This window comes from Streptomyces sp. Je 1-369 (assembly GCF_026810505.1).
In the GTDB taxonomy this organism is placed as follows: domain Bacteria; phylum Actinomycetota; class Actinomycetes; order Streptomycetales; family Streptomycetaceae; genus Streptomyces.
Map to the genome: position 1 here is coordinate 5017501 of NZ_CP101750.1, position 26054 is coordinate 5043554.

The 26054-nt window shown below is 69.0% G+C and carries 22 protein-coding genes and 2 rRNA genes (1 of these 24 running past the window's edge); 19 read left to right on the forward strand and 5 right to left on the reverse strand.

Annotated elements, in window-relative coordinates:
* The 11 genes from NOO62_RS22850 to NOO62_RS22900 form a co-directional block, all read left to right on the forward strand.
* Nucleotides 1–2958: ribosomal RNA gene (locus NOO62_RS22850) — 23S ribosomal RNA — on the forward strand (it extends 164 nt beyond the left edge of the window).
* An 87-nt stretch (nucleotides 2959–3045) separates the two neighbouring features.
* A 5S ribosomal RNA gene (gene rrf, locus NOO62_RS22855) occupies nucleotides 3046–3162 on the forward strand.
* Nucleotides 3163–3266: 104 nt separating this feature from the next.
* Nucleotides 3267–3911 (forward strand): HAD family hydrolase, encoded by a 645-nt coding sequence (locus NOO62_RS22860; protein WP_268772756.1) that lies wholly within the window; start codon nucleotides 3267–3269, stop codon nucleotides 3909–3911.
* Nucleotides 3912–4052: 141 nt separating this feature from the next.
* On the forward strand, nucleotides 4053–4856 hold the full coding sequence (locus NOO62_RS22865) for a VC0807 family protein (protein ID WP_268772757.1): 804 nt from the start codon (nucleotides 4053–4055) through the stop codon (nucleotides 4854–4856).
* A gap of 56 nt (nucleotides 4857–4912) precedes the next feature.
* Nucleotides 4913–6133: an MFS transporter gene (locus NOO62_RS22870; RefSeq protein WP_268772758.1), complete on the forward strand. Its 1221-nt coding sequence runs from the start codon at nucleotides 4913–4915 to the stop codon at nucleotides 6131–6133.
* Nucleotides 6084–7259: an acetoin utilization protein AcuC gene (locus NOO62_RS22875; RefSeq protein ID WP_268772759.1), complete on the forward strand. Its 1176-nt coding sequence runs from the start codon at nucleotides 6084–6086 to the stop codon at nucleotides 7257–7259. Before NOO62_RS22870 ends, NOO62_RS22875 begins: the two co-directional genes overlap by 50 nt.
* Before the next feature lie 147 nt (nucleotides 7260–7406).
* Nucleotides 7407–8222: a phosphatase gene (locus NOO62_RS22880; protein ID WP_268772760.1), complete on the forward strand. Its 816-nt coding sequence runs from the start codon at nucleotides 7407–7409 to the stop codon at nucleotides 8220–8222.
* Nucleotides 8223–8354: 132 nt separating this feature from the next.
* Nucleotides 8355–8564 (forward strand): helix-turn-helix domain-containing protein, encoded by a 210-nt coding sequence (locus NOO62_RS22885; protein ID WP_157869005.1) that lies wholly within the window; start codon nucleotides 8355–8357, stop codon nucleotides 8562–8564.
* 147 nt (nucleotides 8565–8711) lie between these two features.
* Complete coding sequence (locus NOO62_RS22890; RefSeq protein ID WP_003948845.1) at nucleotides 8712–8810, forward strand: 30S ribosomal protein bS22; 99 nt, start codon at nucleotides 8712–8714, stop codon at nucleotides 8808–8810.
* Between the two features lie 175 nt (nucleotides 8811–8985).
* On the forward strand, nucleotides 8986–10041 hold the full coding sequence (locus tag NOO62_RS22895; RefSeq protein WP_268772761.1) for an NAD-dependent epimerase/dehydratase family protein: 1056 nt from the start codon (nucleotides 8986–8988) through the stop codon (nucleotides 10039–10041).
* Nucleotides 10042–10055: 14 nt separating this feature from the next.
* On the forward strand, nucleotides 10056–11123 hold the full coding sequence (locus NOO62_RS22900; protein ID WP_268772762.1) for a lysophospholipid acyltransferase family protein: 1068 nt from the start codon (nucleotides 10056–10058) through the stop codon (nucleotides 11121–11123).
* A gap of 302 nt (nucleotides 11124–11425) precedes the next feature.
* On the opposite strand, the gene NOO62_RS22910 is transcribed toward NOO62_RS22900, so the two are convergent.
* From NOO62_RS22910 to NOO62_RS22920, 3 genes are all read right to left on the reverse strand, one after another.
* Complete coding sequence (locus NOO62_RS22910) at nucleotides 11426–12679, reverse strand: DUF5667 domain-containing protein (protein ID WP_268772763.1); 1254 nt, start codon at nucleotides 12677–12679, stop codon at nucleotides 11426–11428.
* A 238-nt stretch (nucleotides 12680–12917) separates the two neighbouring features.
* Nucleotides 12918–13712 (reverse strand): ECF subfamily RNA polymerase sigma factor, BldN family, encoded by a 795-nt coding sequence (locus NOO62_RS22915; protein WP_268772764.1) that lies wholly within the window; start codon nucleotides 13710–13712, stop codon nucleotides 12918–12920.
* Nucleotides 13713–14049: 337 nt separating this feature from the next.
* A complete protein-coding gene (locus NOO62_RS22920) occupies nucleotides 14050–15003 on the reverse strand; it encodes an HAD family hydrolase (RefSeq protein ID WP_268772765.1) in 954 nt (317 codons plus the stop codon).
* A gap of 103 nt (nucleotides 15004–15106) precedes the next feature.
* Between NOO62_RS22920 and NOO62_RS22925 the strand changes: the two genes are divergently transcribed.
* From NOO62_RS22925 to NOO62_RS22955, 7 genes are all read left to right on the forward strand, one after another.
* Entirely contained in the window at nucleotides 15107–15409 is a 303-nt protein-coding gene (locus tag NOO62_RS22925) for a glutaredoxin family protein (protein WP_268772766.1), read from the forward strand.
* A 305-nt stretch (nucleotides 15410–15714) separates the two neighbouring features.
* Nucleotides 15715–16470, forward strand: coding sequence for a redox-sensing transcriptional repressor Rex (locus NOO62_RS22930; protein ID WP_268772767.1), 756 nt, complete (start codon nucleotides 15715–15717; stop codon nucleotides 16468–16470).
* Complete coding sequence (locus NOO62_RS22935) at nucleotides 16467–17996, forward strand: glutamyl-tRNA reductase (protein WP_268772768.1); 1530 nt, start codon at nucleotides 16467–16469, stop codon at nucleotides 17994–17996. Before NOO62_RS22930 ends, NOO62_RS22935 begins: the two co-directional genes overlap by 4 nt.
* A complete protein-coding gene (gene hemC, locus NOO62_RS22940; protein ID WP_268772769.1) occupies nucleotides 17993–18952 on the forward strand; it encodes a hydroxymethylbilane synthase in 960 nt (319 codons plus the stop codon). Before NOO62_RS22935 ends, hemC begins: the two co-directional genes overlap by 4 nt.
* Nucleotides 18949–20604, forward strand: a complete 1656-nt coding sequence (locus NOO62_RS22945; RefSeq protein WP_268772770.1) for a uroporphyrinogen-III synthase — start codon at nucleotides 18949–18951, stop codon at nucleotides 20602–20604. The genes hemC and NOO62_RS22945 overlap by 4 nt, the downstream gene beginning before the upstream one ends.
* Before the next feature lie 127 nt (nucleotides 20605–20731).
* On the forward strand, nucleotides 20732–21721 hold the full coding sequence (gene hemB / locus NOO62_RS22950; protein WP_268772771.1) for a porphobilinogen synthase: 990 nt from the start codon (nucleotides 20732–20734) through the stop codon (nucleotides 21719–21721).
* A gap of 91 nt (nucleotides 21722–21812) precedes the next feature.
* Nucleotides 21813–22793, forward strand: a complete 981-nt coding sequence (locus NOO62_RS22955) for a zinc-binding dehydrogenase (protein ID WP_268772772.1) — start codon at nucleotides 21813–21815, stop codon at nucleotides 22791–22793.
* A 40-nt stretch (nucleotides 22794–22833) separates the two neighbouring features.
* Here the strand turns inward: NOO62_RS22955 and NOO62_RS22960 are convergent, their stop codons facing one another.
* Both NOO62_RS22960 and NOO62_RS22965 read right to left on the reverse strand, forming a co-directional pair.
* Nucleotides 22834–23745 carry an NAD(P)-dependent oxidoreductase gene (locus NOO62_RS22960; RefSeq protein WP_268772773.1) on the reverse strand — a complete coding sequence of 304 codons (912 nt, stop codon included), beginning with the start codon at nucleotides 23743–23745 and terminating at the stop codon, nucleotides 22834–22836.
* A 153-nt stretch (nucleotides 23746–23898) separates the two neighbouring features.
* Complete coding sequence (locus tag NOO62_RS22965; protein WP_268772774.1) at nucleotides 23899–24372, reverse strand: carboxymuconolactone decarboxylase family protein; 474 nt, start codon at nucleotides 24370–24372, stop codon at nucleotides 23899–23901.
* 322 nt (nucleotides 24373–24694) lie between these two features.
* On the opposite strand from NOO62_RS22965, the gene NOO62_RS22970 reads away from it, so the two are divergent.
* Nucleotides 24695–25999 (forward strand): helix-turn-helix domain-containing protein, encoded by a 1305-nt coding sequence (locus NOO62_RS22970; protein ID WP_268772775.1) that lies wholly within the window; start codon nucleotides 24695–24697, stop codon nucleotides 25997–25999.
* The last annotated feature ends 55 nt before the right edge of the window (nucleotides 26000–26054 follow it).

Genomic DNA, 26054 nt, shown 5'->3' on the forward strand with positions numbered 1-26054 from the left:
ACATAGGCAGTGTGGAGGGAACGCGGGGAAGTGAAACATCTCAGTACCCGCAGGAAGAGAAAACAACCGTGATTCCGGGAGTAGTGGCGAGCGAAACCGGATGAGGCCAAACCGTATGCGTGTGATACCCGGCAGGGGTTGCGCATACGGGGTTGTGGGATCTCTCTTTTACAGTCTGCCGGCTGTGAGACGAGTCAGAAACCGTTGATGTAGACGAAGGACATGCGAAAGGTCCGGCGTAGAGGGTAAGACCCCCGTAGTCGAAACATTAGCGGCTCGTTTGAGAGACACCCAAGTAGCACGGGGCCCGAGAAATCCCGTGTGAATCTGGCGGGACCACCCGTTAAGCCTAAATATTCCCTGGTGACCGATAGCGGATAGTACCGTGAGGGAATGGTGAAAAGTACCGCGGGAGCGGAGTGAAATAGTACCTGAAACCGTGTGCCTACAAGCCGTGGGAGCGTCGGGATGGAGCTTGCTCCATCCTCGTGACTGCGTGCCTTTTGAAGAATGAGCCTGCGAGTTTGCGGTGTGTTGCGAGGTTAACCCGTGTGGGGAAGCCGTAGCGAAAGCGAGTCCGAATAGGGCGATTTAGTAGCGCGCTCAAGACCCGAAGCGGAGTGATCTAGCCATGGGCAGGTTGAAGCGGCTGTAAGAGGTCGTGGAGGACCGAACCCACCAGGGTTGAAAACCTGGGGGATGACCTGTGGTTAGGGGTGAAAGGCCAATCAAACTCCGTGATAGCTGGTTCTCCCCGAAATGCATTTAGGTGCAGCGTCGTGTGTTTCTTGCCGGAGGTAGAGCACTGGATAGGCGATGGGCCCTACCGGGTTACTGACCTTAGCCAAACTCCGAATGCCGGTAAGTGAGAGCACGGCAGTGAGACTGTGGGGGATAAGCTCCATGGTCGAGAGGGAAACAGCCCAGAGCATCGACTAAGGCCCCTAAGCGTACGCTAAGTGGGAAAGGATGTGGAGTCGCAGAGACAACCAGGAGGTTGGCTTAGAAGCAGCCACCCTTGAAAGAGTGCGTAATAGCTCACTGGTCTAGTGATTCCGCGCCGACAATGTAGCGGGGCTCAAGCGTACCGCCGAAGTCGTGTCATTCCAGCAATAAGCCCCAACGGGTGCTGGGATGGGTAGGGGAGCGTCGTGTGCCGGGTGAAGCCGCGCCGGAAGGCAGTGGTGGACGGTTCACGAGTGAGAATGCAGGCATGAGTAGCGATACATACGTGAGAAACGTGTGCGCCGATTGACTAAGGGTTCCTGGGTCAAGCTGATCTGCCCAGGGTAAGTCGGGACCTAAGGCGAGGCCGACAGGCGTAGTCGATGGATAACCGGTTGATATTCCGGTACCCGCTGTGAAGCGTCAAACATCGAGCCCATTAATGCTAAGGCCGTGAAGCCGTCCTGGAGCCTTCGGGCAAAGGGAAGTGGTGGAGCCGCCGACCCAAGGTGGTAGTAGGTGAGTGATGGGGTGACGCAGGAAGGTAGTCCAGCCCGGGCGGTGGTTGTCCCGGGGTAAGGGTGTAGCCCGTTATCCAGGTAAATCCGGATGACATGAGGGTGAGACCTGATGCCGAGCCGATTGTGGTGAAGTGGATGATCCTATGCTGTCGAGAAAAGCCTCTAGCGAGTTTCATGGCGGCCCGTACCCTAAACCGACTCAGGTGGTCAGGTAGAGAATACCGAGGCGTTCGGGTGAACTATGGTTAAGGAACTCGGCAAAATGCCCCCGTAACTTCGGGAGAAGGGGGGCCATCACTGGTGATCGGATTTACTCCGTGAGCTGGGGGTGGCCGCAGAGACCAGCGAGAAGCGACTGTTTACTAAAAACACAGGTCCGTGCGAAGCCGTAAGGCGATGTATACGGACTGACGCCTGCCCGGTGCTGGAACGTTAAGGGGACCGGTTAGTGCGCTTTCGGGCGTGCGAAGCTGAGAACTTAAGCGCCAGTAAACGGCGGTGGTAACTATAACCATCCTAAGGTAGCGAAATTCCTTGTCGGGTAAGTTCCGACCTGCACGAATGGCGTAACGACTTCTCGACTGTCTCAACCATAGGCCCGGTGAAATTGCACTACGAGTAAAGATGCTCGTTTCGCGCAGAAGGACGGAAAGACCCCGGGACCTTTACTACAGTTTGATATTGGTGTTCGGTTCGGCTTGTGTAGGATAGGTGGGAGACTTTGAAGCGGGCACGCCAGTGTTCGTGGAGTCAACGTTGAAATACCACTCTGGTCGTGCTGGATGTCTAACCTCGGTCCGTGATCCGGATCAGGGACAGTGTCTGATGGGTAGTTTAACTGGGGCGGTTGCCTCCCAAAGAGTAACGGAGGCGCCCAAAGGTTCCCTCAGCCTGGTTGGTAATCAGGTGTTGAGTGTAAGTGCACAAGGGAGCTTGACTGTGAGACCGACGGGTCGAGCAGGGACGAAAGTCGGGACTAGTGATCCGGCGGTGGCTTGTGGAAGCGCCGTCGCTCAACGGATAAAAGGTACCCCGGGGATAACAGGCTGATCTTCCCCAAGAGTCCATATCGACGGGATGGTTTGGCACCTCGATGTCGGCTCGTCGCATCCTGGGGCTGGAGTCGGTCCCAAGGGTTGGGCTGTTCGCCCATTAAAGCGGTACGCGAGCTGGGTTTAGAACGTCGTGAGACAGTTCGGTCCCTATCCTCTGTGCGCGTAGGAATATTGAGAAGGGCTGTCCCTAGTACGAGAGGACCGGGACGGACGAACCTCTGGTGTGCCAGTTGTCCTGCCAAGGGCATGGCTGGTTGGCTACGTTCGGAAAGGATAACCGCTGAAAGCATCTAAGCGGGAAGCCTGCTTCGAGATGAGTATTCCCACCCCCTTTGAGGGGTTAAGGCTCCCAGTAGACGACTGGGTTGATAGGCCAGATCTGGAAGCCCGGTAACGGGTGGAGGTGACTGGTACTAATAGGCCGAGGGCTTGTCCTCAGTTGCTCGCGTCCACTGTGTTGGTTCTGAAACCACGAACAACCCCATGCAAGGTCACGCATGGTGCGGTTGACAGTTTCATAGTGTTTCGGTGGTCATAGCGTGAGGGAAACGCCCGGTTACATTCCGAACCCGGAAGCTAAGCCTCACAGCGCCGATGGTACTGCAGGGGGGACCCTGTGGGAGAGTAGGACGCCGCCGAACTTTTTTTGGGAAAACCCCCGCACCATTGGTGCGGGGGTTTTCTGCGTTCCAGGGGTCCTTCTGGGGTCCACGGTGGTTTTTCGGAGAAGGATTAGGGTCGGGATATGCGATACGACCTCGTCATCTTCGACAACGACGGCGTTCTGGTGGACAGCGAGCCGATTTCCAATACGATCCTGGCCGCCTATCTGACCGAGCTCGGGCACCCCACCTCGTACGAGGACTCCCTGCGCGATTACATGGGGGCCGCCGTGCACCGCGTACACGATCTGATTCTCGAGCGGAGTGGGCGGCGGCTTCCCGAGGACTTCGACGACGTCTTTCACGGGCGGGTGTTCGCCGCCTTCGAACGGGAGCTGCGACCCGTGGACGGGGCCGTGGAAGTGCTGGAGAAGCTGGCCGGGGACGGCGTGGCCTACTGTCTGGCGTCCTCCGGGAGCCATGAGCGGATTCGCGTCGGACATCGGAAGGCCGGGCTCGACAAATGGTTCGGTGAGGACCGGGTTTTCAGTGCGCAGGACGTCGGGCGGGGCAAGCCGGCGCCCGATCTCTTCCTGTACGCCGCCGAGCGCATGGGTGTCGCGCCGGAGAAGTGCGTCGTGGTGGAGGACAGCCCACTCGGGGTGCGGGCCGCCGTCGCCGCCGGAATGGACGTCCTCGGGTACACCGCGATGACGCCCGCCGAGCGGCTCACGGGCGCCACCGAACTCTTCGGTGACCTGCGGGAGTTGCCCGACCTGCTCGTATGACGGCAGCCGGGGAGTGGGGCTGACATTTGTCATGGTGAGGTCCGGACGATCGTTCCTGTCGGTGAGTGGGCCGTAGAGGCGAAGCTGAGGTCGTCGCGAAGGAACCGGACGCACACCGCAGCCCGACGGAGGAACCCGATCATGAGCCAGCTCGCCACCGACACACCTGTCGAGTTCCAGCCCCGTGCCGAGGTCGGCCGCGCCCGTACCGCTGCCGGTGATGCCAGTGACGCGGGTGACGCGGGTGACGCCCGCGGCGTACGCAAAGCGCGCGTCGAGTCCCTGAAGCCGCTCGTGCTCGACGCGCTGGTGCCCACCGCCTCGTACTACCTGCTCAGCAAGGGGTTCGGAATGGGCACCATGGCGGCGCTCGCCTGGAGCAGCGTGATGCCTGCTGCGCGGACGGCGTGGGGGCTGGTCGAGGAGCGGCGGGTCAACGGGCTCGCCGCGCTGATTCTGACCGCCAACGTCGTTGGGCTGGGAATGAGCCTGATCGCCGGGGATCCGCGGTTGATGCTCGCCAAGGACAGCGCGATCACGGCGACCGTGGGGATCGCGGTTCTGCTGTCGGTGGTGGCCGGGCGGCCGCTGATGACCGTTGCCCTCAAGCCCTGGGTGACCAAGGGGAAGGCGGCGAGGACCGCGGCGTGGGAGCGGTTGAGCGCCGGGCGGGGGCGGTTCGCGCGGCTGGAGCGGACGTTCTCGGTCGTGTGGGGTGCGGGGCTGTTCGGGGAGGCGCTGCTGCGGGTCGTCGGGGCCTACACGCTGCCCGTCGACACGATGGTGTGGCTCGGTGGGGCGATCGCGGCCGTGACGATCACGCTGACCGTGTGGGTGAGCGGCGCCCTGGCCGTCGCGCCCATGGAGAAGATGGTCGGGAAGGCGGTCGGGGAGACGGCTGGGGAGATGGGCGGGGCGTGCGCTGCGAGGCGCGAAGGGTGCTGAATTGGGTGAGTGATCTATCTACCCACGGGTAGTCCGGGGCCCTACGCTCTGCAGCCATGACCGAAGTGCTGCGGCGCGGCAGGGCCTCGCTGGCGTTCGCGTTCCTGGTGCAGGGCGTGACCTTTGCCCTGCTGGTGACGCGGATCCCGGCGATCCAGGACCGGTACGGGATATCCGACGGGCTGCTGCCCGTCTTCCTCGCGGCGGTGCCGATCCTGGCGGGGGCCGGGAGCGTGGGTACCGAGCAGCTGGTCAAGAAGGTGCCGCCGAGCGTCGTGCTGCGGTGGTCGCAGCCCGTCGTGCTGCTGGCGCTGCTTGGCGTGGGCGCGGGGGACGCGCTGTGGCAGGTCGCTGTGGCGCTCGGGGCGTTCGGGCTCGCGGTGGGTGCGCTGGACGCGTCGATGAACATGCTCGGGGTGAGTCTTCAGCGGGCGTACGGGCGGAGCATCATGCTCGGGTTTCATGCCGCGTACAGCCTGGGCGGGATCGTGGGGGCGTCGCTGGCCTGGGCCGGGGCGCACTGGGATCTGTCGCTCTTCGTCTCCTATCTGCCGGTCGTGGCCGTGCTGCTGCCGGCCGCGCTGATCGGGACTCGGTGGTACGTCGATGCGGAGGCGGCCGAGGGAGGGGCCGGGGCGGAGGCGGGCGGTCGTGGGGACGGCGTCGTGTTCAAGGTGCTGCTTCCGCTCTGCCTGGTGATGACCTTCGCCTACATCGGTGACTCGACCGTCTCCAACTGGAGCGCCAAGTACCTGGAGGACGTGCTGGGGAGCTCGGAGGAGGTCGCCACCGTTCCGTACAACGTCTACATGGTCATGACGCTGGTGGGGCGCGCGCTCGGGGACCTCGGGGTGCGGCGCTTCGGTGCCGTGGCGGTGGTGCGGGCCGGGTCCGTGGTGGCGGCCCTGGGGTTCGCGGTCGTGGCGGTGGCGCCGGGGGCGTGGGTCGGGATCGCCGGGTTCACGGTCCTCGGGCTCGGGCTGTGCGTGATCGTTCCGCAGACGTTCGCCGCGGCGGGAAGGCTGTTCCCGGGGGCTTCGGATGCGGCCGTCGCGCGACTGAACATCTTCAACTATGTGGGCTTTCTGATCGGTTCGCCGCTGGTGGGAGCACTCGGGGACGCCTGGAACTACCGGGGGGCCATGGTCGTTCCCATGGTGTTGGTGCTCTTGACCTTGCCGTACGCCCGTTCCTTCGCCCCGGGACCGGACCGGTACGGTGACGGGCATGAGTGGCCGCGCACAGCTGATGTGGGACGAGGCAGTAACGGGCTATGACTTCGGCCCGGGTCACCCGATGGACCCGGTCCGGCTCGGGCTGACCCGAAGTCTCGTCGACGCCTTCGGGCTCGACCGGGAGCTGGAGGTGGTCTCGGCCAAGCGCGCCGGTGACTCGACGCTGCGGCTCGTGCACCGCGGGGACTACGTGGACGCGGTGAAGGCCGCCTCCGTGGACCCGGCGTCCGCGCGGGGGGAGTACGGGCTCGGCACGGAGGACGACCCGGCCTTCGCCGGGATGCACGACGTGTCGGCGCTTATCGCAGGACAGTCCGTCGGCGCGGCCGAGGCCGTGTGGCGCGGGGACGCGCTGCACGCGGTGAACTTCGCGGGCGGGCTGCACCACGCGATGCCCGGGGGCGCCTCCGGGTTCTGCATCTACAACGACGCCGCGCTGGCCGTCGCCCGGCTCCTGGAACTGGGCGCGGAGCGCGTGGCGTACGTGGACGTGGATGTGCACCACGGTGACGGGGTGCAGGCCGCGTTCTGGGAGGACCCGCGGGTTCTCACGGTCTCGCTCCACGAACATCCGCGGACGCTGTTCCCGCAGACCGGGTGGCCCGACGAGACGGGTGCGGACGGTGCGGCCGAGGGGACGGCCGCGAACGTCGCGCTGCCCGCCGGTACGGGGGACGCGGGATGGCTGCGGGCCTTCCACGCTGTGGTGCCCGAGCTGCTCGCCGAGTTCCGGCCGCAGGTCCTCGTCACGCAGCACGGCGCGGACACGCACTTCGAGGACCCGCTGGCGCACCTCGCGGTGTCGCTGGACGCGCAGCGGGCCGTGCAGGTGGCGTGCCACGAGCTGGCCCACGAGTACGCGGACGGGCGGTGGGTCGCGCTCGGCGGTGGGGGGTACGCGGTGGTGGATGTGGTGCCGCGGTCCTGGACGCATCTCGTCGCCGTCGCCGCGGGGCGGCCGGTCGAACCGACCGCGGAGATCCCCGAGTCCTGGCGGCAGGAAGTCTTCGCCCGCACGCGCCAGTTGGCGCCCGGGCGGATGACGGACGGCCGGTGGCCGGTGGACTGGAAGGGGTGGGAGTCGGGTTACGACCCCGAGGACCGCCTCGATCAGGCGGTGCTCGCCGCGCGACGCGCCGTGTTCCCGCTGCGGGGGCTGCTGGCGTAGCAGGGCCGACGGAGGTTGCCGACGGAGGAGATCGACGGACAGGGCCGACGGAGAGGGCCGGTCCCGAGTATGCCCGTGTTAGCCCAACTGTGGGTGTTTTCCGGGGTTTTGGGGACGCGGGGCGGTGGATGCGCCAGCATCGGCAGCGTGTTGAGCACCGGCGCCCTGCGTGCGCATCTGTTGGCGGCCCGGTTGGCCGGGCCCGTGGCGACCTCACGGGAAGAGAGCCTGCGGAGCTATCGGCTCTTCGCGGCCCGTGACCCGCGGATACTTCTCGGGCTCGACCCCGAATGGGGCTGGGGCCCGGGCGATCTGTTGCGCCTGATGTCGGACAAGTGCGGAGTGTCGGCCGATCCGAGGTGCACCTCGGGAGCCGACGTCATCGATCCGGAACGGACGCTGGTGGCGCTCGACGCGTTCGCGGAACGGCTCGCGGCCGCCGCGCGGAGGCGTCTCCCCGTGCTCTTCGGGACCGGTCACCCGCACCGGCTGCTCGGGTTCTACGCCGCGTTGGCGGACGCCTTGTCGGCGGCCGGATGTCCTGTCCTCACCCCCGCGCAGGGCAACAGTGTCGACATAACGACCCGGTTTGGCCTACGCACGTACAACCTTGACTACGTACAAGGAGTCGCGCTGGTGCGCGAACCCGGCGTGCGTCCCACCGGGAGTGAGACCGGCGCACACACCCACTCACCCCTCCCGATTCGGGCTGCCCTGGATGCCGCAGCGGAGGCCGGCGGACCGCTTCCGGGCTTGGTCGTGGGGGACCACGGATGGGTCTGCGGAGCAGGTCAGCTGGGGTTCGAGGCGATCGGTCTGGCGGATACGGACGATCCCGCGCTGTTCGTCGGGGAGGCCGAGGGGCAGGTGTCCGTCGTCGTTCCGCTTGATGACGCTGTGCGGTCTGATTACTACCGACCGCTTACTCGCTATGTACTCAATCGAGCGTGTCTGTCACAGTAGGCGGCCGATGGCTGCTCCTCTTCCCCACTCGCACCATCCGCCCCTAGTCTGGGGAGTGAGCGCGCAGCGACGAAGAGTCACCGGAAGGGGAAGCCGGTGCCCGTCATGTGCGGAAGGTTCAGGTGGGGTGTCATGGCTGCAGACCAGAGGCCGCTGAACGAGGTTCAGTTTCTGACCGTGGCGGAAGTCGCCTCGGTAATGCGAGTGTCCAAGATGACCGTGTACCGGCTGGTGCACAGCGGTCATCTGCCCGCCATCCGGGTCGGAAGGTCCTTCCGGGTACCGGAGCAGGCGGTTCACGAGTACCTCCGCGAGTCCTATGTGGGGGTCGAAGCAGGTTGAGCGAGGGGTCCCGAGGGCCCGTCGCGCAGGGGTCATGGCCCCTCGATTACGTCCCTCACGCGGGGACGGGTAGGCTAGGCCGACGTAGGTCGTGTGGGCCCAGTCTGCTGCCCCGCACCGAGTGAAGAGAAGTGAGCGAGGGTAGTCGTGGGCTCTGTTATCAAGAAGCGGCGTAAGCGGATGGCCAAGAAGAAGCACCGCAAGCTGCTGAAGCGCACTCGCGTTCAGCGTCGCAACAAGAAGTAGGCGACCGCTGTAACAGCGTGGTCCGAAGCCCTCCCGTCATCCGACGGGAGGGCTTCGGTGTTTTCGGCCGTCTCTGGGTGCACGGACATCACAGCGCAACGTGCACCCGATAGCGTGGTCCGGGACACAGCCGACGGTGGCGCGGCGAGGGTTTGGGGAAAGGCAGGCGCTGATCTTGGGCAAGGTCGTGCTCGTGACCGGGGTGGCCCGACAGCTGGGCGGACGGTTCGTCCGGCGCATCCAGCGAGACCCGGACGTCGACCGGGTGGTCGCCGTCGACGCGGTACCGCCCGAGCACCATCTGGGCGGCGCCGACTTCGTCCAGGCCGACATCCGGCAGCCCACGATCGCCAGGGTCCTCGCCGAGCACGGCGTCGACACGGTCGTGCACATGGACGTCACGGCGACGGCGCTCGGCGGCCGCGGGGGTGGCCGCGGCTCGGTCAAGGAGACCAACGTCATCGGCACCATGCAGCTGCTCGGCGCCTGCCAGAAGTCGCCGACGGTCAAGCGGCTCGTGGTGAAGTCGAGCACCAGCGTGTACGGGTCGGCGCCCAAGGACCCCGCCGTCTTCACGGAGACGACGCCGCCCAAATCGCTGCCCAGCGGTGGCTTCGCCAAGGACGCCGTCGAGGTCGAGGGGTACGTGCGCGGCTTCGCGCGGCGCCGCCCCGACGTCGCGGTGTGCGTGCTGCGCTTCGCGAACATCCTCGGCCCCGCCGCGGACTCCCCGCTCGCCGAGTACTTCTCGCTGCCGGTCCTGCCGACCGTGTTCGGCTACGACCCGCGCCTCCAGTTCGTCCATGAGGACGACGCGGTCGAGGTGCTGCGGCTCGCCTCGCACGAACCGCGGCGCGGCACGCTCAACAGCGGCACGTTCAACATCGCCGGCGACGGCCAGCTGCTCCTGTCCCAGTGCTCGCGGCGGCTCGGCCGCCCCACCGTGCCGATGTTCCTGCCGGCCGTCACCTGGGTCGGCTCCGCGCTGCGCACGCTCGGGGCGACGGACTTCTCGCCCGAGCAGATCAGGCTGCTCACCCACGGCCGGGTCGTGGCCACCCGGCAGATGCGCGAGACACTGGGGTTTGAGCCGAAGTACACGACCGCGGAGACCTTCGCGGACTTCGTACGCAGCCGGGGCCCCGGGCTGCTGCCACCAGGTGCCCTCGCGGGGGCAGTCGACCGGATCGCCGCGCTGCCCCTCGCGGGCGGCCACCCGAGCGCCAACTGAGGAGAGCGTCAACGATGGCGGACGCCAAGGTCATTCCGTTCGACGACGACCGGTCGCGCGGCAGCGCGCAGCGCACCTCGCGCCGCAGGTCCGCGCCCCGGCGCACGGGCGACCCCGTGGCCGGGGTCAAGGCGCTGCCCGGGCAGCAGGAGGGGCCGCCGCAGGACGTGCGGCAGGCCGCGGAGGAGCAGCCGGTGCCCGCGGAGCCGCGGGGGCGGGTGCCGGGGCCGCGGGCCGGTGGTGGCGGCTGGGACCGGCGCATCGCGGGCGGCCTGGCGTTCCTGCGGCGGCGGCTCACGGGTGAGTACGAGGTCGACGACTTCGGTTACGACGAGGAGCTCACCGACCAGGTCCTGATGTCGATGCTCAGGCCGTTCTACGAGAAGTACTTCCGGGTCGAGGTGAAGGGCATCGAGAACATCCCCGCCGACGGCGGGGCGCTGATCGTCGCCAACCACTCGGGGACGCTGCCGCTGGACGGCCTGATGATGCAAGTCGCGGTGCACGACAACCACCCCGAGGGCCGGCACCTGCGGCTGCTCGCCGCCGACCTCGTCTTCATGCTGCCGGTGATCAACGAACTGGCCCGCAAGGCCGGGCACACGCTGGCGTGCGCGGAGGACGCGGAGCGGCTCCTGGAGCGGGGCGAGCTGGTGGGCGTGATGCCGGAGGGCTTCAAGGGCATAGGGAAGCCGTTCAGTGAGCGCTACAAGCTGCAGCGGTTCGGCCGCGGCGGCTTCGTGTCGACGGCGCTGCGCACGGGCTCACCGATCGTGCCGTGCTCGATCGTCGGGGCGGAGGAGATCTACCCCATGATCGGCAACGCCAAGACGCTGGCGCGGGTCCTCGGCATCCCGTACTTCCCGGTCACTCCGACGTTCCCGTGGCTCGGTCCGTTGGGTGCGGTGCCGTTGCCGACGAAGTGGACGATCCAGTGCGGTGAACCGATCCCGACGGACGGGTATCCGCCGGAGGCGGCGGAGGACCCGATGCTGATGTTCAACCTGACGGATCAGGTGCGGGAGCAGATACAGCATTCGCTGTACAAGCTGTTGGTGCAGCGGCGGTCGGTGTTCTTCTGAGGCGACTGTGCCGGGGTGCGTGGAGTCGGCGGACGGAGTCCGACGCAGCCGTGCGAAGCCCGCGAAGCGGTGCGAGGGCGGCGTTGGGAAGGGGTCGGCGGAGGACCCGATGCTGATGTTCAACCTGACGGATCAGGTGCGGGAGCAGATACAGCATTCGCTGTACAAGCTGTTGGTGCAGCGGCGGTCGGTGTTCTTCTAGACGGTGTTCTTATGGGCTAGAGGGTGTTCTTCTGGGCGTGGGTACGCGGCTGGGGCGCCCTCCTCACCAGGAGGGCGCCCCAGCCGCGTACCGGCAAGGACTAGTTCGCGTCCTCGCCCTTGATGCCGAGCTCCGGGAGCTGGAGGCCGGGCAGGAGCGGGGGCAGCGTCACGTCCGGCTCGGCCGGGGAGCTGTGGCGGCCGGGTTTGCTCTTGCCGTCCGAGGGCTCCGGGCTGGTCTTCTCGTCCGGTGGGTCGAGGAGGCCGCCGGTGGTGCCGCCGAGGAGGCCGTCGTCCTTGCGGTCCGACGTGGAGGGCTTCGGCTTGCTGTCGCTGCCCGTCCCGCTGTGGTGGGAACTGCCGCCGCCCGAGGGGTGGGAGGGACGGCCGTCGGAGCTGTCGGAGCCGCTGGGGCCACGTGACGTACGCCCTGTGGAGCCGCCCTTCTCCGGCGCGCTGGGCAGGAGGGAGCGCAGCGGGTCGACCTCTTCGTCTATGGCGTCGAAGACGGAGTTCACCTGCTCTCCGACGTCGCCCAGCTGGACGGGCAGGCGTCCCTTGAGGTCGGTCCATGCCTCGCGGTGCGACCGGGAGAACGCGGACAGCGCCTGGATGGGGCCCAGGGAGCCGTCGCGTTCGTACGCCTCGAGGAGCAGGCGGTGGCCCTCCGCGGCGTCGTGCCGCATGCCGGAGAGGGCTCGCCTGACCTCGCCGAGGGACTCGTGGTCCAGGGCGCCGGAGCGGCCCCGCTCCATGAGCCTGCGGGCTTCGTTCAGGCGGGTCGACGCGTGGTCCAGGTAGATCTGGCCGCGGTCGGTGTCGTCGTCGGCCAGGCCCAGCTTGAAGTCCTCCATGCCGCGCTTGAGGCCGTACAACGAATCGCCGGGGAGCGCGTCGGAGCTGGCCGCGGCCACTCCGCCGAACGCGCCCGCGGCGACGCCGACGGTGAGGCCGCCCGCCGCGATGCCCTTGGACAGGCGGGAGCGCGGCCGCAACTTCCGCAGAGCACCCGCCCGGTGAGCACCCTTGCGGGACCGCTGCTCGGGCACGGCGGGACTGCCGCCCTCGAGGAACATGGCTTCCATCGCGGCCACGAGCTGGGCGCGCTGGACGACCTTGACCTCGGGGTCCAGGGCGGGCTTTGGCAGCGCGTCGAGACCGTCCGCCAGGGCCAGCATGCGGCTCTGCTCGGACGGTTCGGCGCGGCCGGTGGTTTCGGGGGACTCCACGGGTGCGGCCGCGGGTACGGGCGTGGAGTCCACGGACTGCTCGGCCGCCGGACCCTGGTCGGAATGCTCCTCCAGGGCCTGGGCGAAGGCGTTCGCCCGCCGGTGGGCCGATACGTTCGCGATCACTGGCGGCACCTCCTCTCGTCAAGACGGTCGACTCCCCAGGGGGTCCTGAGGGTTGCATGTCCTGACCATTTCCACACGATCGGGTGAGCGGAGCCAGCCAGGTAGCGACCACAGGGAGCCTGCATCCCGCACAACGAGCGTCGCGGCACTTGGGTTACGGACGACAGATGATCGGACCGCGACAATTCCGTGGCGCCCATCTGGCCGCCACGGATGGCGAGTTGGGCGCTACGGAGCGCTAACGGGCGTCGTCGGGCAGGAGTCGGGCCAGTGTGCGCACCGCGCGGTACTGGAGTGTTTTGATCGCGCCCTCGTTCTTGCCCATGACCCGCGCGGTCTCGGCGACGGAGAGGCCCTGGAGGAAGCGCAGGGTCACGCACTCCTGCTGCTGGGGGTTGAGTCGGCGGACGGCTTCGAGGAGGGCGGCGTTCGAGAGGGACTCCAGGACGGAGTCCTCGGGGCTGCGCTCGACTTCGTTGGCGTCGAGCATTTCGCCGGTGGTCACCTCGAGGCGGAATCGGCTCGATTTGAAGTGGTCGGCGACCAGGTTGCGCGCGATCGTGACCAGCCAGGCGCCGAAATCGCGGCCCTGCCAGGTGAAGGTGCCGATGCGGCGGAGGGCGCGCAGAAAGGTCTCACTAGTGAGGTCCTCGGCGGTCGCCTTGCCGCCGACGCGGTAGTAGATGTAGCGGTAGACCGTGTCGCTGTACTGGTCGTAGAGGCGTCCGAAGGCGTCGGACTCGCCGGCCTGGGCACGTTCGACCAGGTCCATCATGCGTGCGCTGTCGCTGTCCGCCGCGGGGCGGCGGGGGGTGGGGGCCGAGGTGGCGGCAGCGGAACCGGAACGGGCCCGTCTGCTGACTGCCGCACCGCCGTTCGCCAGGGCATAGCAGGGCCCGGCGGGTGCGGGGACGGCAAGGGCGGGGACGGCGGGGACGGCGTACGCGGTGGGGACGAAGCCGCGCAAGCGGTCGATGACCGTTGCGCGCAGCGTAGCCAGGCCCGAGGCGTCAACCCCGACGTGTGGGTACACGGGACTCCCAGAGGCAGAGCTTCCATCACGTGCAGTGCGGGACCGTTCACCCGTCGTAGCGACGTGCGGGGTCCCTTATGCGTCTGAGGAGAATAACGCTTCGTACAGGCAGCGCTACACCCAGTTGCTCAAATCATCGATTACGTCGCTTCTGTAACCCATTGGCGCCCGGTCAAGTACCGCAGAGTGACCGCTTATTGATCGAATCAGTTCACATTCCGTGTCGGCCTGAGGCGTGTTGTGGCCGAGTGCTACCGGCGTGACTGGCGGCAGGCGTGGCGGGGTAGGACCGACGGAATGCTCGGGGCGGAGCGTGCGCGCAGGGCGAAATGCGAGGTCAGTGGCGGCGGCGGTGCAGGGCGACGGCCGCGGCGGCGCCGCCCGCGAGCGCGCCGACACCGGCGGCGGCGGGGATGCCGACCTTCGCGGCCTTGCGGCCCGTGCGGTAGTCCCGCAGCCGCCAGTCCCGATCGCGGGCGTGCTTGCGCAGCTTGGCGTCGGGGTTGATCGCGTACGGGTGCCCGACGAGGGAGAGCATCGGGATGTCGTTGTGCGAGTCGCTGTACGCGGCACAGCGGCCCAGGTCCAGGCCCTCGGCGGCGGCCAGCGCGCGGACGGCCTCGGCCTTCGCGGGGCCGTGCAGGGGCTCGCCGACGAGCTTTCCGGTGTAGACCCCGCCGACGGACTCGGCGACGGTGCCGAGGGCGCCGGTCAGGCCGAGGCGGCGGGCGATGACCGTGGCGATCTCCACCGGCGCGGCGGTGACCAGCCAGACCTTCTGGCCCGCGTCGAGGTGGGCCTGGGCGAGGGCGCGGGTACCGGGCCAGATGCGCTCCGCCATGTACTCGTCGTAGATCTCCTCGCCGATGGACATCAGCTCGGCGACCCGGTGGCCCTTGACGATGGACAGGGCGCTGTCGCGTGCGTCCTGCATGTGCTCGGGGTCCTCGACGCCCGCGAGCCGGAACCAGGCCTGCTGCCAGGCGAAGCGGAACAGCTCCTGGCGCTCGAAGAACTTGCGCTTGTAGAGCCCGCGGCCGAAGTGGAAGATCGCGGCGCCCTGCATCACGGTGTTGTCGAGGTCGAAGAAGGCGGCGGCCTTGTCGTCGCCGACGACGGGGAACTCCGGTTCCTGCTCGCCTTCGTCAGGCGCGGCCTGTGCGGCGAGGGCGTCGAGCTCCTCCTGCTCCTGGGAGGACTTGCGCGCTGCCTCAGCCGAGGCCTCGCCTGCCAACACGCTCCGCGCCGTGGCGGAGCGCCTACGGGGGGTGAGCCATCCGAGAGCGGCCATGCCGTGAGCATAGCCAGTTTGTTCGGTGGTTCCGGAGTCGGGAGGAATCGGGCCTGTGAACTCTCTGTGTCCGGGCCGTGGGAGGGCGGGTGAGAATGGCGGCATGAGCCCGATCTTTCGTCGTAGCAGCGGTCGTACGAGCGGTCGTACGGAGAAGAAGAAGCCGCGGGAGCGGCTGGTCACCCTCATCGGGAAGCCGGGGTGCCATCTGTGCGATGACGCACAGTCGGTGATCGAGAAAGTCTGCGGGGAGCTCGGCACCCCGTGGGAGAAGAAGGACATCACGCGGGACGAGGAGCTCCACCGGGCCTACTGGGAGCAGATTCCCGTCGTCCTCGTGGACGGGGAGCAGCACACCTTCTGGCGCGTGGACGAGGTGCGGCTGCGGCGCGAGCTCGACGGGTAGGGCCGTCCGGCACTGACCGGTCAGTACAAAGTGCCCGCGAAGTCGATTACGCTTTAGGGCGGTTTTGGTCTCGGGGGCGACGATCGTGAGGAGAGTGTGCGGTTTTGCCCCCATCAAATGAGCAACGACACCGCCCGCGCGCCGGTTCCACGATCGTGCGCCGGGAGTGCGTGACCCCGGTCACGTTGGCCGGGCAAATCGGACACCATCTTTGTGCACGCGTTCACAAAGACATAGCCTGCATTCGACGGGGCGGTCTGGGGACGAGTGACCGCCTGCAGCCCCGCTCTACCCGCAGGAGCACCGTGGCAACTGGCCGAACTCACCGACCGGCGACCCGCAGCCGAGGAATTCCCGAGGCCACCGTCGCCAGGCTTCCGCTGTACCTCCGAGCCCTCACCGCACTGTCGGAGCGCTCGGTGCCCACGGTCTCCTCCGAGGAGCTCGCGGCCGCCGCGGGAGTCAACTCCGCGAAGCTGCGCAAGGACTTCTCGTACCTGGGTTCCTACGGGACGCGCGGCGTCGGCTACGACGTCGAGTATCTCGTCTACCAGATCTCCCGTGAACTCGGTCTCACCCAGGACTGGCCGGTTGTCATCGTCGGCATCGGTAACCTCGGCGCCGCGCTCGCCAACTACGGCGGGTTCGCCTCGCGCGGGTTCCGTGTCGCCGCGCTCATCGACGCCGACCCCGCGATGGCGGGCACTCCTGTCGCGGGCATGCCGGTGCAGCACACCGACGAGCTCGAAAAGATCATCAGCGACAACGGCGTCTCGATCGGCGTGATCTCGACCCCCGCAGGCGCGGCCCAGCAGGTCTGCGAGCGGCTCGTCGCCGCCGGTGTGACCTCCATCCTGAACTTCGCGCCGACGGTCCTCTCCGTGCCGGACGGCGTCGACGTGCGCAAGGTCGACCTCTCCATCGAGCTGCAGATCCTCGCCTTCCACGAGCAGCGCAAGGCCGGTGAGGACGCCGCCCACGAGGGCCCCGTCCCGCCCGTCTCCGCCAAGCAGCAGCGCAAGGGACCCGACGGGGACGTCCCCGCCGTGATGCCGGCATGAGTCTCCTGGTCGTGGGGCTGAGTCACCGCAGCGCCCCGGTGAGCGTCCTGGAGCGCGCCGCGCTCTCCGTCGACGCGCAGGCCAAGCTTCTGCAGGACACCCTGGCCGCCGAGCCCGCCGCCGAGGCGGCCGTGCTCGCCACCTGCAACCGCATCGAGCTCTACGCCGACGTGGACAAGTTCCACGCGGGCGTCGCCGAGCTGTCCACGCTGCTCGCGCAGCACAGCGGCGTCGGCCTTGAGGAGCTCACTCCTTATCTGTACGTCCACTACGAGGACCGTGCCGTCCACCACCTGTTCTCGGTGGCGTGCGGACTCGACTCGATGGTCGTCGGCGAAGGCCAGATCCTCGGCCAGATAAAGGACGCCCTGGCGCGCTCGCAGGAGCTGCACACCGCGGGCAAGCTCCTCAACGACCTCTTCCAGCAGGCCCTGCGGGTCGGCAAGCGCGCGCACTCCGAGACCGGCATCGACCGGGCAGGGCAGTCGCTCGTGACGTTCGGCCTCGAGCAGCTCGCCGAGGGCGGGTCCGTGGAGAACTGGGCCGAGGGCAAGCGCGCCCTGGTGATCGGTGCGGGCTCGATGTCCTCGCTGGCCGCGGCGACGCTCGCGCGCGCGGGCGTCCGCGAGCTCGTCATCGCCAACCGCACGCAGGAGCGGGCCCGGCGCCTCGCGGAGATCCTCGCGGACTCCGGCACCGAGGCCCTGGCACGCGCCGTCCCCATGGCCGACGTGGCCGATGAACTGACACGTGCAGACGTGGTCGTCTCCTGCACCGGCGCGACCGGACTCGTGCTCACCGCCGAGGCCGTCGCCACCGCGGTGGGCGGAGCGACCCCCGCACCGGCCGTGCGCGACACTCCCGCGCCCTCCGCCGACCCGGCCGCCGGTACCGCCGGAGGCGACGCCACTGGCTTCGAACAGCACGCCGCGTGGCTGGAGAAGGCGCGGGGCGACGGCCCGGCGCCGGTCGCCGCGCGGGACGGCGGCGCCCCCCAAGGGCGTACGACGTCACTCGCCCTCCTCGACCTCGCCATGCCGCGCGACATCGACGCGGCCGTGCACCGCATCGACGGGGTCCGCCTCGTCGACATCGAGTCGCTCGCCGAGGCGTCCGCGGACGCCCCGATGGCCGACGACGTGGAGAAGGTGCGCGGCATCGTCTCCGACGAGGTCGCCGCCTTCGGCGCCGCCCAGCGCGCCGCGCACATCACGCCGACCGTGGTCGCCCTGCGCACCATGGCCGCCGACGTGGTGGCCGGCGAGATGACCCGGCTCGAAGGACGGCTGCCGGGCCTGGAGGACAAGCAACGCGCGGAGATCACGCAGACCGTCCGCCGCGTCGTCGACAAGCTGCTGCACGCACCCACGGTGCGGGTCAAGCAGCTGGCGAGCGAGCCCGGCGGCGCCGGGTACGCGGACGCGCTGCGCACGCTCTTCGACCTCGACCCGCAGACGGTCGCGGCGGTCAGCAGGGCTGACCACATGAACAACGAGAACGACGACCCGAATAGAGGCCGGGCATGACCGAGAGGGCCTATCGACTCGGGACCAGGCGCAGCAAGCTGGCCATGACCCAGTCCGGCCACGTGGCCGAGGCGGTCCAGAAGCTGACGGGGCGTCCCGTCGAGCTCGTGGAGATCACGACGTACGGCGACACCTCGCGCGAGCACCTCGCGCAGATCGGTGGCACCGGCGTCTTCGTCGCCGCGCTGCGCGAGGCGCTGGCCAGTGGCGAGGTCGACTTCGCCGTCCACTCGCTCAAGGACCTGCCCACCGCGCAGCCCGCCGAGCTCACCCTCGCCGCCGTGCCGGTCCGTGAGGACCCGCGCGACGCGCTGGTGGCGCGCGACGGCCTGACCTTCGCGGAGCTGCCCGACGGCGCCCGCGTGGGCACGGGTTCGCCGCGCCGCATGGCGCAGCTGAACGCCTACGCGCGCAACCACGGCATGTCCATCCGGACCGTGCCGATCCGCGGGAACGTCGACACCCGCATCGGATACGTGCACAAGGGCGAGCTCGACGCCGTCGTCCTCGCCGCCGCCGGACTCAACCGCGTCGGCAGGGCCGGCGAGGTGACCGAGCTCCTGTCGGTCGACACTGTTCTGCCCGCCCCCGGCCAGGGGGCACTGGCGGTCGAGTGTGCCGCGCACAACGCGTCACTCGCCGCCGCGCTCGCCGAGCTCGACGACCCGTACACCCGGGCCGCCGTGACCGCCGAGCGATCCCTGCTCGCCGCCCTGGAAGCCGGCTGCAGCGCGCCCGTGGGCGCGTTGGCCGACCTCTTGGCCGACGGGCAGATTGTCAAGGAGATGCGCCTGCGCGGCGTCGTCGGTACGACCGACGGCTCGTCGCTGGTGCAGCTGTCCACCACCGGTCCCGTGCCCGAGACGGAGACCCAAGCCATGGCGCTGGGCCGCGAACTCGCGGCCGAGATGCTCGCCAAGGGCGCGGCCGGTCTGATGGGGGAGCGAGCACTTTGAGCCCCACCTCGAACCTTCCCGGCATTCCCGCACACGGGCACGTCACCTTCCTCGGTGCCGGACCCGGAGATCCGGGACTGCTGACCCTCCGCGCCGTCGAGGCGCTGGCCCGAGCGGATGTGCTGATCGCCGAGCCCGATGTGCTCGACGTCGTCCGCGTGCATGCCAGGGGAGGTGTGGACACACCCCAGCCGGCAGCTGACGACACGTCAATGACCGTCGACGCGACGCCGTTCCGAGCTGCCGCCAATCTTGTCATGGAGGCCGCGAAGGGCGGCAGGCGGGTCGTGCGTGCGGTGAGCGGCGACCCGGGCCTCGACACGTACGCGGCCGAGGAGATGCTCGCCTGCGCCGCCGCCGGCATCCCCTTCGAGGTCGTCCCCGGCATCGCGGCCGCCGTCGGCGTGCCCGCTTACGCGGGTGTGCCGCTGCGGGACGCGCAGGGTACGGACGTCCGCTTCGTCGACGCCCGTACCGCCTCCGACCGCTGCTGGAGCGAGGTCGGCGCGTCCGACGGGACCGTCGTCGTCTCGACGGCCCTGGACTCGGTGGCCGCGGCCGCCGGTGAACTGGTCGCCGCGGGCCGCAAGCCGGACACCCCGATGACCGTGACCGTCGCCGGTACGACGACGCGCCAGCGCACCTGGACCGCGACGCTCGGCACCATCGCGCAGGTGCTCAAGCAGGCGAAGGTGCTGCCTTCGCCGGACGGCGGCAGGCCCGTCATAGCCGTGGTCGGCGAGTGTTCGGCCCCCGCCCAGCGCGACCAGCTGTCGTGGTTCGAGTCGAAGCCGCTCTTCGGGTGGCGCGTCCTCGTGCCGCGTACGAAGGAGCAGGCGGCGTCGCTCTCCGACCAGCTGCGGTCCTACGGCGCGGTGCCCCACGAGGTCCCGACCATCGCGGTCGAGCCGCCGCGCACGCCCCAGCAGATGGAGCGCGCGGTCAAGGGTCTGGTCACCGGGCGGTACGAGTGGATCGCCTTCACCTCCGTCAACGCCGTCAAGGCGGTGCGGGAGAAGTTCGAGGAGTACGGGCTCGACGCGCGTGCCTTCGCCGGGATCAAGGTCGCGGCCGTCGGTGAGCAGACCGCCGCCGCGCTGATCGCCTTCGGCGTGAAGCCGGACCTGGTGCCGAGCGGTGAGCAGTCGGCCGCGGGGCTCCTGGAGGACTGGCCGCCGTACGACCCGGTCTTCGACCCGATCGACCGGGTGTTCCTGCCGCGGGCCGACATCGCCACGGAGACGCTGGTCGCCGGGCTCATCGACCTCGGGTGGGAGGTCGACGACGTCACCGCCTACCGGACGGTGCGGGCGTCGCCGCCGCCGGCGGACACGCGCGAGGCGATCAAGGGCGGTGGCTTCGACGCGGTGCTCTTCACGTCGTCGTCCACGGTGCGCAACCTTGTCGGCATCGCCGGCAAGCCGCACAACGTCACCGTGATCGCGTGCATCGGTCCCGCCACCGCGAAGACCGCGGAGGAGCACGGGCTGCGGGTGGACGTGATGGCTCCGGAGCCGTCCGTGCACAAGCTCGCCGAGGCGCTGGCGGAGTTCGGTGCGGGGCGCCGTGCGGCGGCTCTTGAGGCGGGTGACCCTGTTACGCGGCCCAGTGAGCGTCGGCCGGGTTCGCGTCGGAGGCGTACGGCACCCTGAGCGGTCCGGCACCGTTGATCACCGGCTTCGCCGAGTTCGTCCTCAAACGCCGGACGGGCTGAACTTCCCTGGTCCCGGCTGAGAACCTTCAGTCGGGACCAGAACCTTTCGTGAGGTGAGAGAGACAGTGACCAAGTACGGATCGTTTCCCGGGGCGCGGCCGCGGCGGCTGCGGACCACGCCCGCCATGCGGCGCATGGTCGCCGAGACGCGGCTGCATCCGGCCGATCTGATCCTGCCCGCGTTCGTGCGCGAGGGGATCAGTGACCCCGTGGAGATCGGGGCCATGCCCGGCGTCTTCCAGCACACTCGCGACAGCCTGAAGAAGGCCGCCGTCGAGGCGATGGAGGCCGGGGTAGCCGGGATCATGCTGTTCGGCGTACCCGAGGAGTCGAAGAAGGACGCCGTGGGCACCGCGGGCACCGACCCGGACGGGATTCTGCAGCTCGCGCTCCGCGACGTGCGCGACGAGGTCGGCGACGATCTCATCGTCATGTCGGACCTGTGCCTCGACGAGACCACCGACCACGGTCACTGCGGTGTCCTGGACGGCCAGGGGCGGGTCGACAACGACGCGACCCTGGAGCGGTACGCCGAGATGGCGCAGGTGCAGGCCGACGCGGGCGCCCACGTGGTGGGCCCGAGCGGCATGATGGACGGTCAGATCGGCGTCATCCGCGACGCGTTGGACCAGGTCGGCCACGAGGACGTGTCCGTCCTCGCGTACACCGCGAAGTACTCCTCGGCCTTCTACGGCCCGTTCAGGGAGGCCGTCGGGTCGTCCCTGAAGGGGGACCGCAAGACCTACCAGCAGGACCCGGCCAACACCCGGGAGTCCCTGCGGGAGCTGGCGCTCGACCTCGAAGAGGGCGCCGACATGGTGATGGTGAAGCCCGCGGGCCCCTACCTCGACATCCTCGCCCGGATCTCCGACGCGGTCGACGTGCCGGTGGCGGCGTACCAGATCAGTGGCGAGTACGCGATGATCCAGGCCGCCGCCGAGCGGGGCTGGATCGACAGGGACCGGGCGATCATGGAGTCCCTGACGGGGATCAAGCGCGCGGGCGCGAACATGATCCTCACGTACTGGGCCACCGAGGTCGCGCGGCAGCTCTGAGGCGGGTCGCGGGGGCTCTTGACTTCAAGTTCGGTTGAGGTCGGAGAGTGGTGTGCATCGACGTTCGTTTCCACGTTCCGAGGAGCACACCATGCGCGCTGTCGTCCTGCACGAGTTCGGTCCCGCCGAGAACTTCCGCAACGAGACCCTGCCCGACCCCGTCGCGGGGCCCGGGCAGGTGCGGATCGCCGTGAAGGCGGCGGGAGTTCACTTCGTCGAGACCGTCATGCGCCGCGGCGAGGCGTCCGACATGGCGCCACCCCTGCCCGACCTGCCCGCCGTCTTCGGCGGTGAGGTCGCGGGCACGGTGGAGGCCGTGGGGCCCGGCGTCGACACCGAGTGGCTCGGGCGTTCCGTCGTGGTCCCGCGCGCGACCCCCGGCGGGTACGCCGAACTGGCGGTCGCCGATGTCGAGCAGGCGCACATCGTCCCCGACGGGCTCGGGTTCGAGGCCGCGGTGACCATGGTGATGACCGGGGCCACGACCATGGGGCTGCTCGGTGTCGCTCAACTCCGTTCCGATGATGTGGTGTTGGTGACCTCCGCGGCCGGGGGTGTGGGGCGGCTCGTCGTCCAGTACGCGCGCTCCATCGGGGCGACGGTGGTCGGGGCCGCGGGCGGGTCCGCCAAGGTCGACGCCGTGCTGGAGCTCGGCGCCGACATCGCCGTCGACTACAACCGGCCCGGCTGGGAGCGCGAGGTCGCCGAGCGGCTCGGCGGCGGGCGGCGCGTCACCGCCGTACTCGACGGGGTGAGCGGGGAGAAGGGCGCCGCCGCCTTCGAGCTGATCGCCGACGGGGGACGGTACGTCGTCATCGGCTGGTCGTCGCAGAGCGCCTTCGAGCCCGGCCCCGAGGTGCTCGCGAAGCGGGACATCACCTTCACCAACGCGCTGCTGCACCTGCTCGAGAACCCCGCCGACGCCCCGGCGTACCAGCGGCAGGCCCTGGATGCCGCCGCCAAGGGGGAGTTGGTGCCCGACATCCAGACGTTCCCGCTGGAGCGGGCCGCCGAGGCGCACGCCGCCATCGAGCGGCGGGAGACGACCGGGAAGGTGGTGCTGGTCCCATAGCTCCGGCGTCCCGTGGTCCCGGCGTCCCGGCGTCCCGCGGTCAGGCCTTTTCGAGCAGCAGCGCCAGGCGGGAGAGGCCGTCCGCGCCGTGGCCCTGCTCCACCGCGCGGTCGAGGAGAGCCTGGAGCGGCTCGAACAGGTCCGCCCGCAGCCCCTGATCGGCGTACGCCCGGGTGAAGTTGGGGAACGCCTCGCGGTTCATGGCGAGGTTGGACACGTCGGTGAGGTGCCGGTCCGCGTCGAGCGCCTCGGCGGCGCCCGGCACGAGGCCCCGCGTCATCGCGACGATCCAGTCGGCAAGGAGCGGCGCGAACTCACCGGCCGGGATGCCCTCGCTGCGGATCAGCGCGTTGGCCTGTGCGACGCCCATCACCATGCCGTACATGCCGGTGAGCAGCGAGAGGTCGTACAGGGCGGCGAGGCCCGGGTCGGTGCCGACCCACTTCGTGCCGGCCAGTGCGGCCAGGGTCGGGCGGTGCGTCTCGAAGGCCGCCTCGTCGGTGCCGCTGTAGAGGATGTACGCGCCGGGCGTCGCGATCATCTGCGGGACGGCCATGATGCCGCCGTCGATGTACGTGATGCCGTGCGCGGCCGCCCAGTCGGCCAACTCCCGTGCCTGGCCCGGCGTGCCGTTCGTGAGGTTCACGACGGTGCGGCCCGCGAGGGCGTCGGCCTCGGGTTCCAGGAGGGTGCGTACGTTGTCGTTGGTCGTGAGGCAGACGATGACCGGGCCGCCCGCGGTGACGGCGTCCCGCGCGGTGGCGGCGGGGACGGCGCCCTGGGCCACCAGCGGGCCCGTCTTCGACTCCGTCCGGTTCCATACGGTCGTCGGATGCCCGGCCTTGATCAGGGCCGAGGCGAGGGCTGTGCCCATCAGGCCCAGACCCAGGACGGAGACGGGGTGGTGGGAAGGGGTGTGCGGCGCAGGGGTGTGCGCAGGGGTGTCGGGCACGGGGGAGCTCCTTCGAGACGTCCCGTCGGACCGTTCCTCCGGGTACGTCTTCGATCCTCGTTCGGCTCCATGAGGCGGACAAGTACCGACTTTTTTGTGCGGTACTCACCAAAAGGTGCGTGAGCCGGGCGGAGCTCCCCGTGCCGGGGCGGATCAGCCGAACTGGCCGGCCTGGTAGTCACCCGCGGGCTGCTGGACCATGACGTTCAGGCGGTTGTAGCTGTTGATGAGGGCGATCAGCATCGTCAGGCCGGTCAGCTGCTCCTCGTCGAAGTGCTTGGCCGCGTTGCCCCAGACCTCGTCCGGGACGCCGCCCGCCGCGTCGGCGATGCGGGTGCCCTCCTCCGTCAGCTCCAGGGCGGCGCGCTCGGTGTCGGTGAAGACCGTCGCCTCGCGCCACGCGGCGATCAGGTGCAGGCGCGTGCCGTTCTCGCCGGCGGCGATGGCTTCCTTGGTGTGCATGTCGAGGCAGAAGCCGCAGCCGTTGATCTGGCTCGCGCGGATCTTGACCAGTTCCTGCGTGGCGGCCGGCAGCCCCGTGTCCGAGACGACCTTGCCGACCGCGGTGAGGTGCTTCAGGGCCTTGCCTGCGGACGGGCTGGCGAAGACGTTCAAACGGGCTTCCATGATGTGCTCCTGTGCCGTTGGCCGGTGATTCCCGGTGGTACACAGTGAGGACGGACGGGCCCGGTCGGAATGTGACAGGAACGGATGTGACCTGCGTCTCTCCCTCTCGACCGAGTCGCGTGCGGTGCGCCGGTTGGAGCCCGGGAGCGGGACCGTGCTGTGCTGGTCCGTCGGCCGCGCCGCGAGTGTCGCCGAGGCGACGGCGGTGACCGTGACGCTGCGGACACCAGGGGCGATCCGGGAACCGGCGAGGGGTACGGCTGGTCCTTACTGTGTGCCGGATATGGCTCGGGACGCGTAAATGGAATGGTGGAGGGCGGAGATGGCGACTCTCGCGGAGCTGCTGCGGGAGCTCAAGGAGCGGTCGGGGCTCAGCTATGGAGTGCTGGCCAAGCGGCTCCACATGAGCACGTCGACGTTGCACCGGTACTGCAACGGGGATGCCGTGCCAACCGAGTTCGCTCCTGTGGAGCGGTTCGCCCGCCTCTGCAAGGCGTCCCCGGAGGAGCTCGTCGAAGTCCACCGGCGGTGGATCCTCGCGGACGCTTCGCGGGGCAAGAAGACGGAACCGGAACCACCGGCCCGACCGGTCGCGACCCCACGCCCCGCACCGGAACAGCGGCACGGGGAACAGGAAACCCCCGGCCCCGAGACCGAGTTGGTCACCGACCGCCCGCAGCGCTCCCCGATGCGCAGGCGGCGCCCCCTCATCCTCGCCGCGGCCGTCGCCGCCGTCGTCGGCATCAGCTCCGTCGCCCTCGCCATGAACGGCGACGGCGACCACGGCAAGAAGCGGGACACGGGCGCGGCGGCCTCGCCCCGCCCCGGCGAAACCCCCGACGGCGCCCCCACCGGCGAGAGCGAGGACGAGGGCGAGGGCAAGAGCGACGACGGCAAGAAGAAGGACGACGGCAAGAAGAAGGGCGGCGCCTCCGCGTCGCCCTCCAAGAGCGACGGGTCCGGCTCCAGGACCTCCCGGGGCCCCGGCAAGGGCCCGGCCTCCGCGGGCGGCGACAGCGGCAGCGCCTTCGACGTGCCGGTGACGGTGCGCACCAGGCCGTACGCCATGGACGACCCCTGCCTCCAGGACTTCCTCGTGAACCGCAAGGCCTCCGAGGTGCCGGAGCAGCCCGCCGTGCAGGACGCGGCAGGCTGGGTCGGCGACCTCGGCGCCGTCGCGGCGGGCCGGCAGCTCATCGAGGTCACGGTGCAGGGCACGGGCGAGGAGACCGTCGTCCTCCAGGACATGAACGTCCGCGTGCAGAGCACCAGCGAGCCGCTGGCCTGGAACAACTTCCAGATGGCGACCGGCTGCGGCGGCGGCGTCTACCCCAAGTCCTTCTCCGTCGACCTCGACGACGCGTCGCCGCACCTCAAACCCCAGTCGGGCCAGCGCGACTTCCCGTACAAGGTCAGCGAGAAGGACCCCGAGGTCTTCTTCATCGTGGCCGACACCGATCTGCACGACGTGCGGTGGTACCTGGAGCTCGAGTGGTCCAGCGGCAAGCGGCACAACTCCCTGCGCATCGACGACCAGAGCAAGCCGTTCCGCACCAGCGGCAAGAAGGGCCGCCCCACCTACGGTTGGCCGCCCGGTTACACGGGGTGGTTCAAGCAGGACAGCTGACCTGGTACGGCCACGTCCGCATCCCGGAACGGCGTGTGTGGCCCGCACCCGCGTG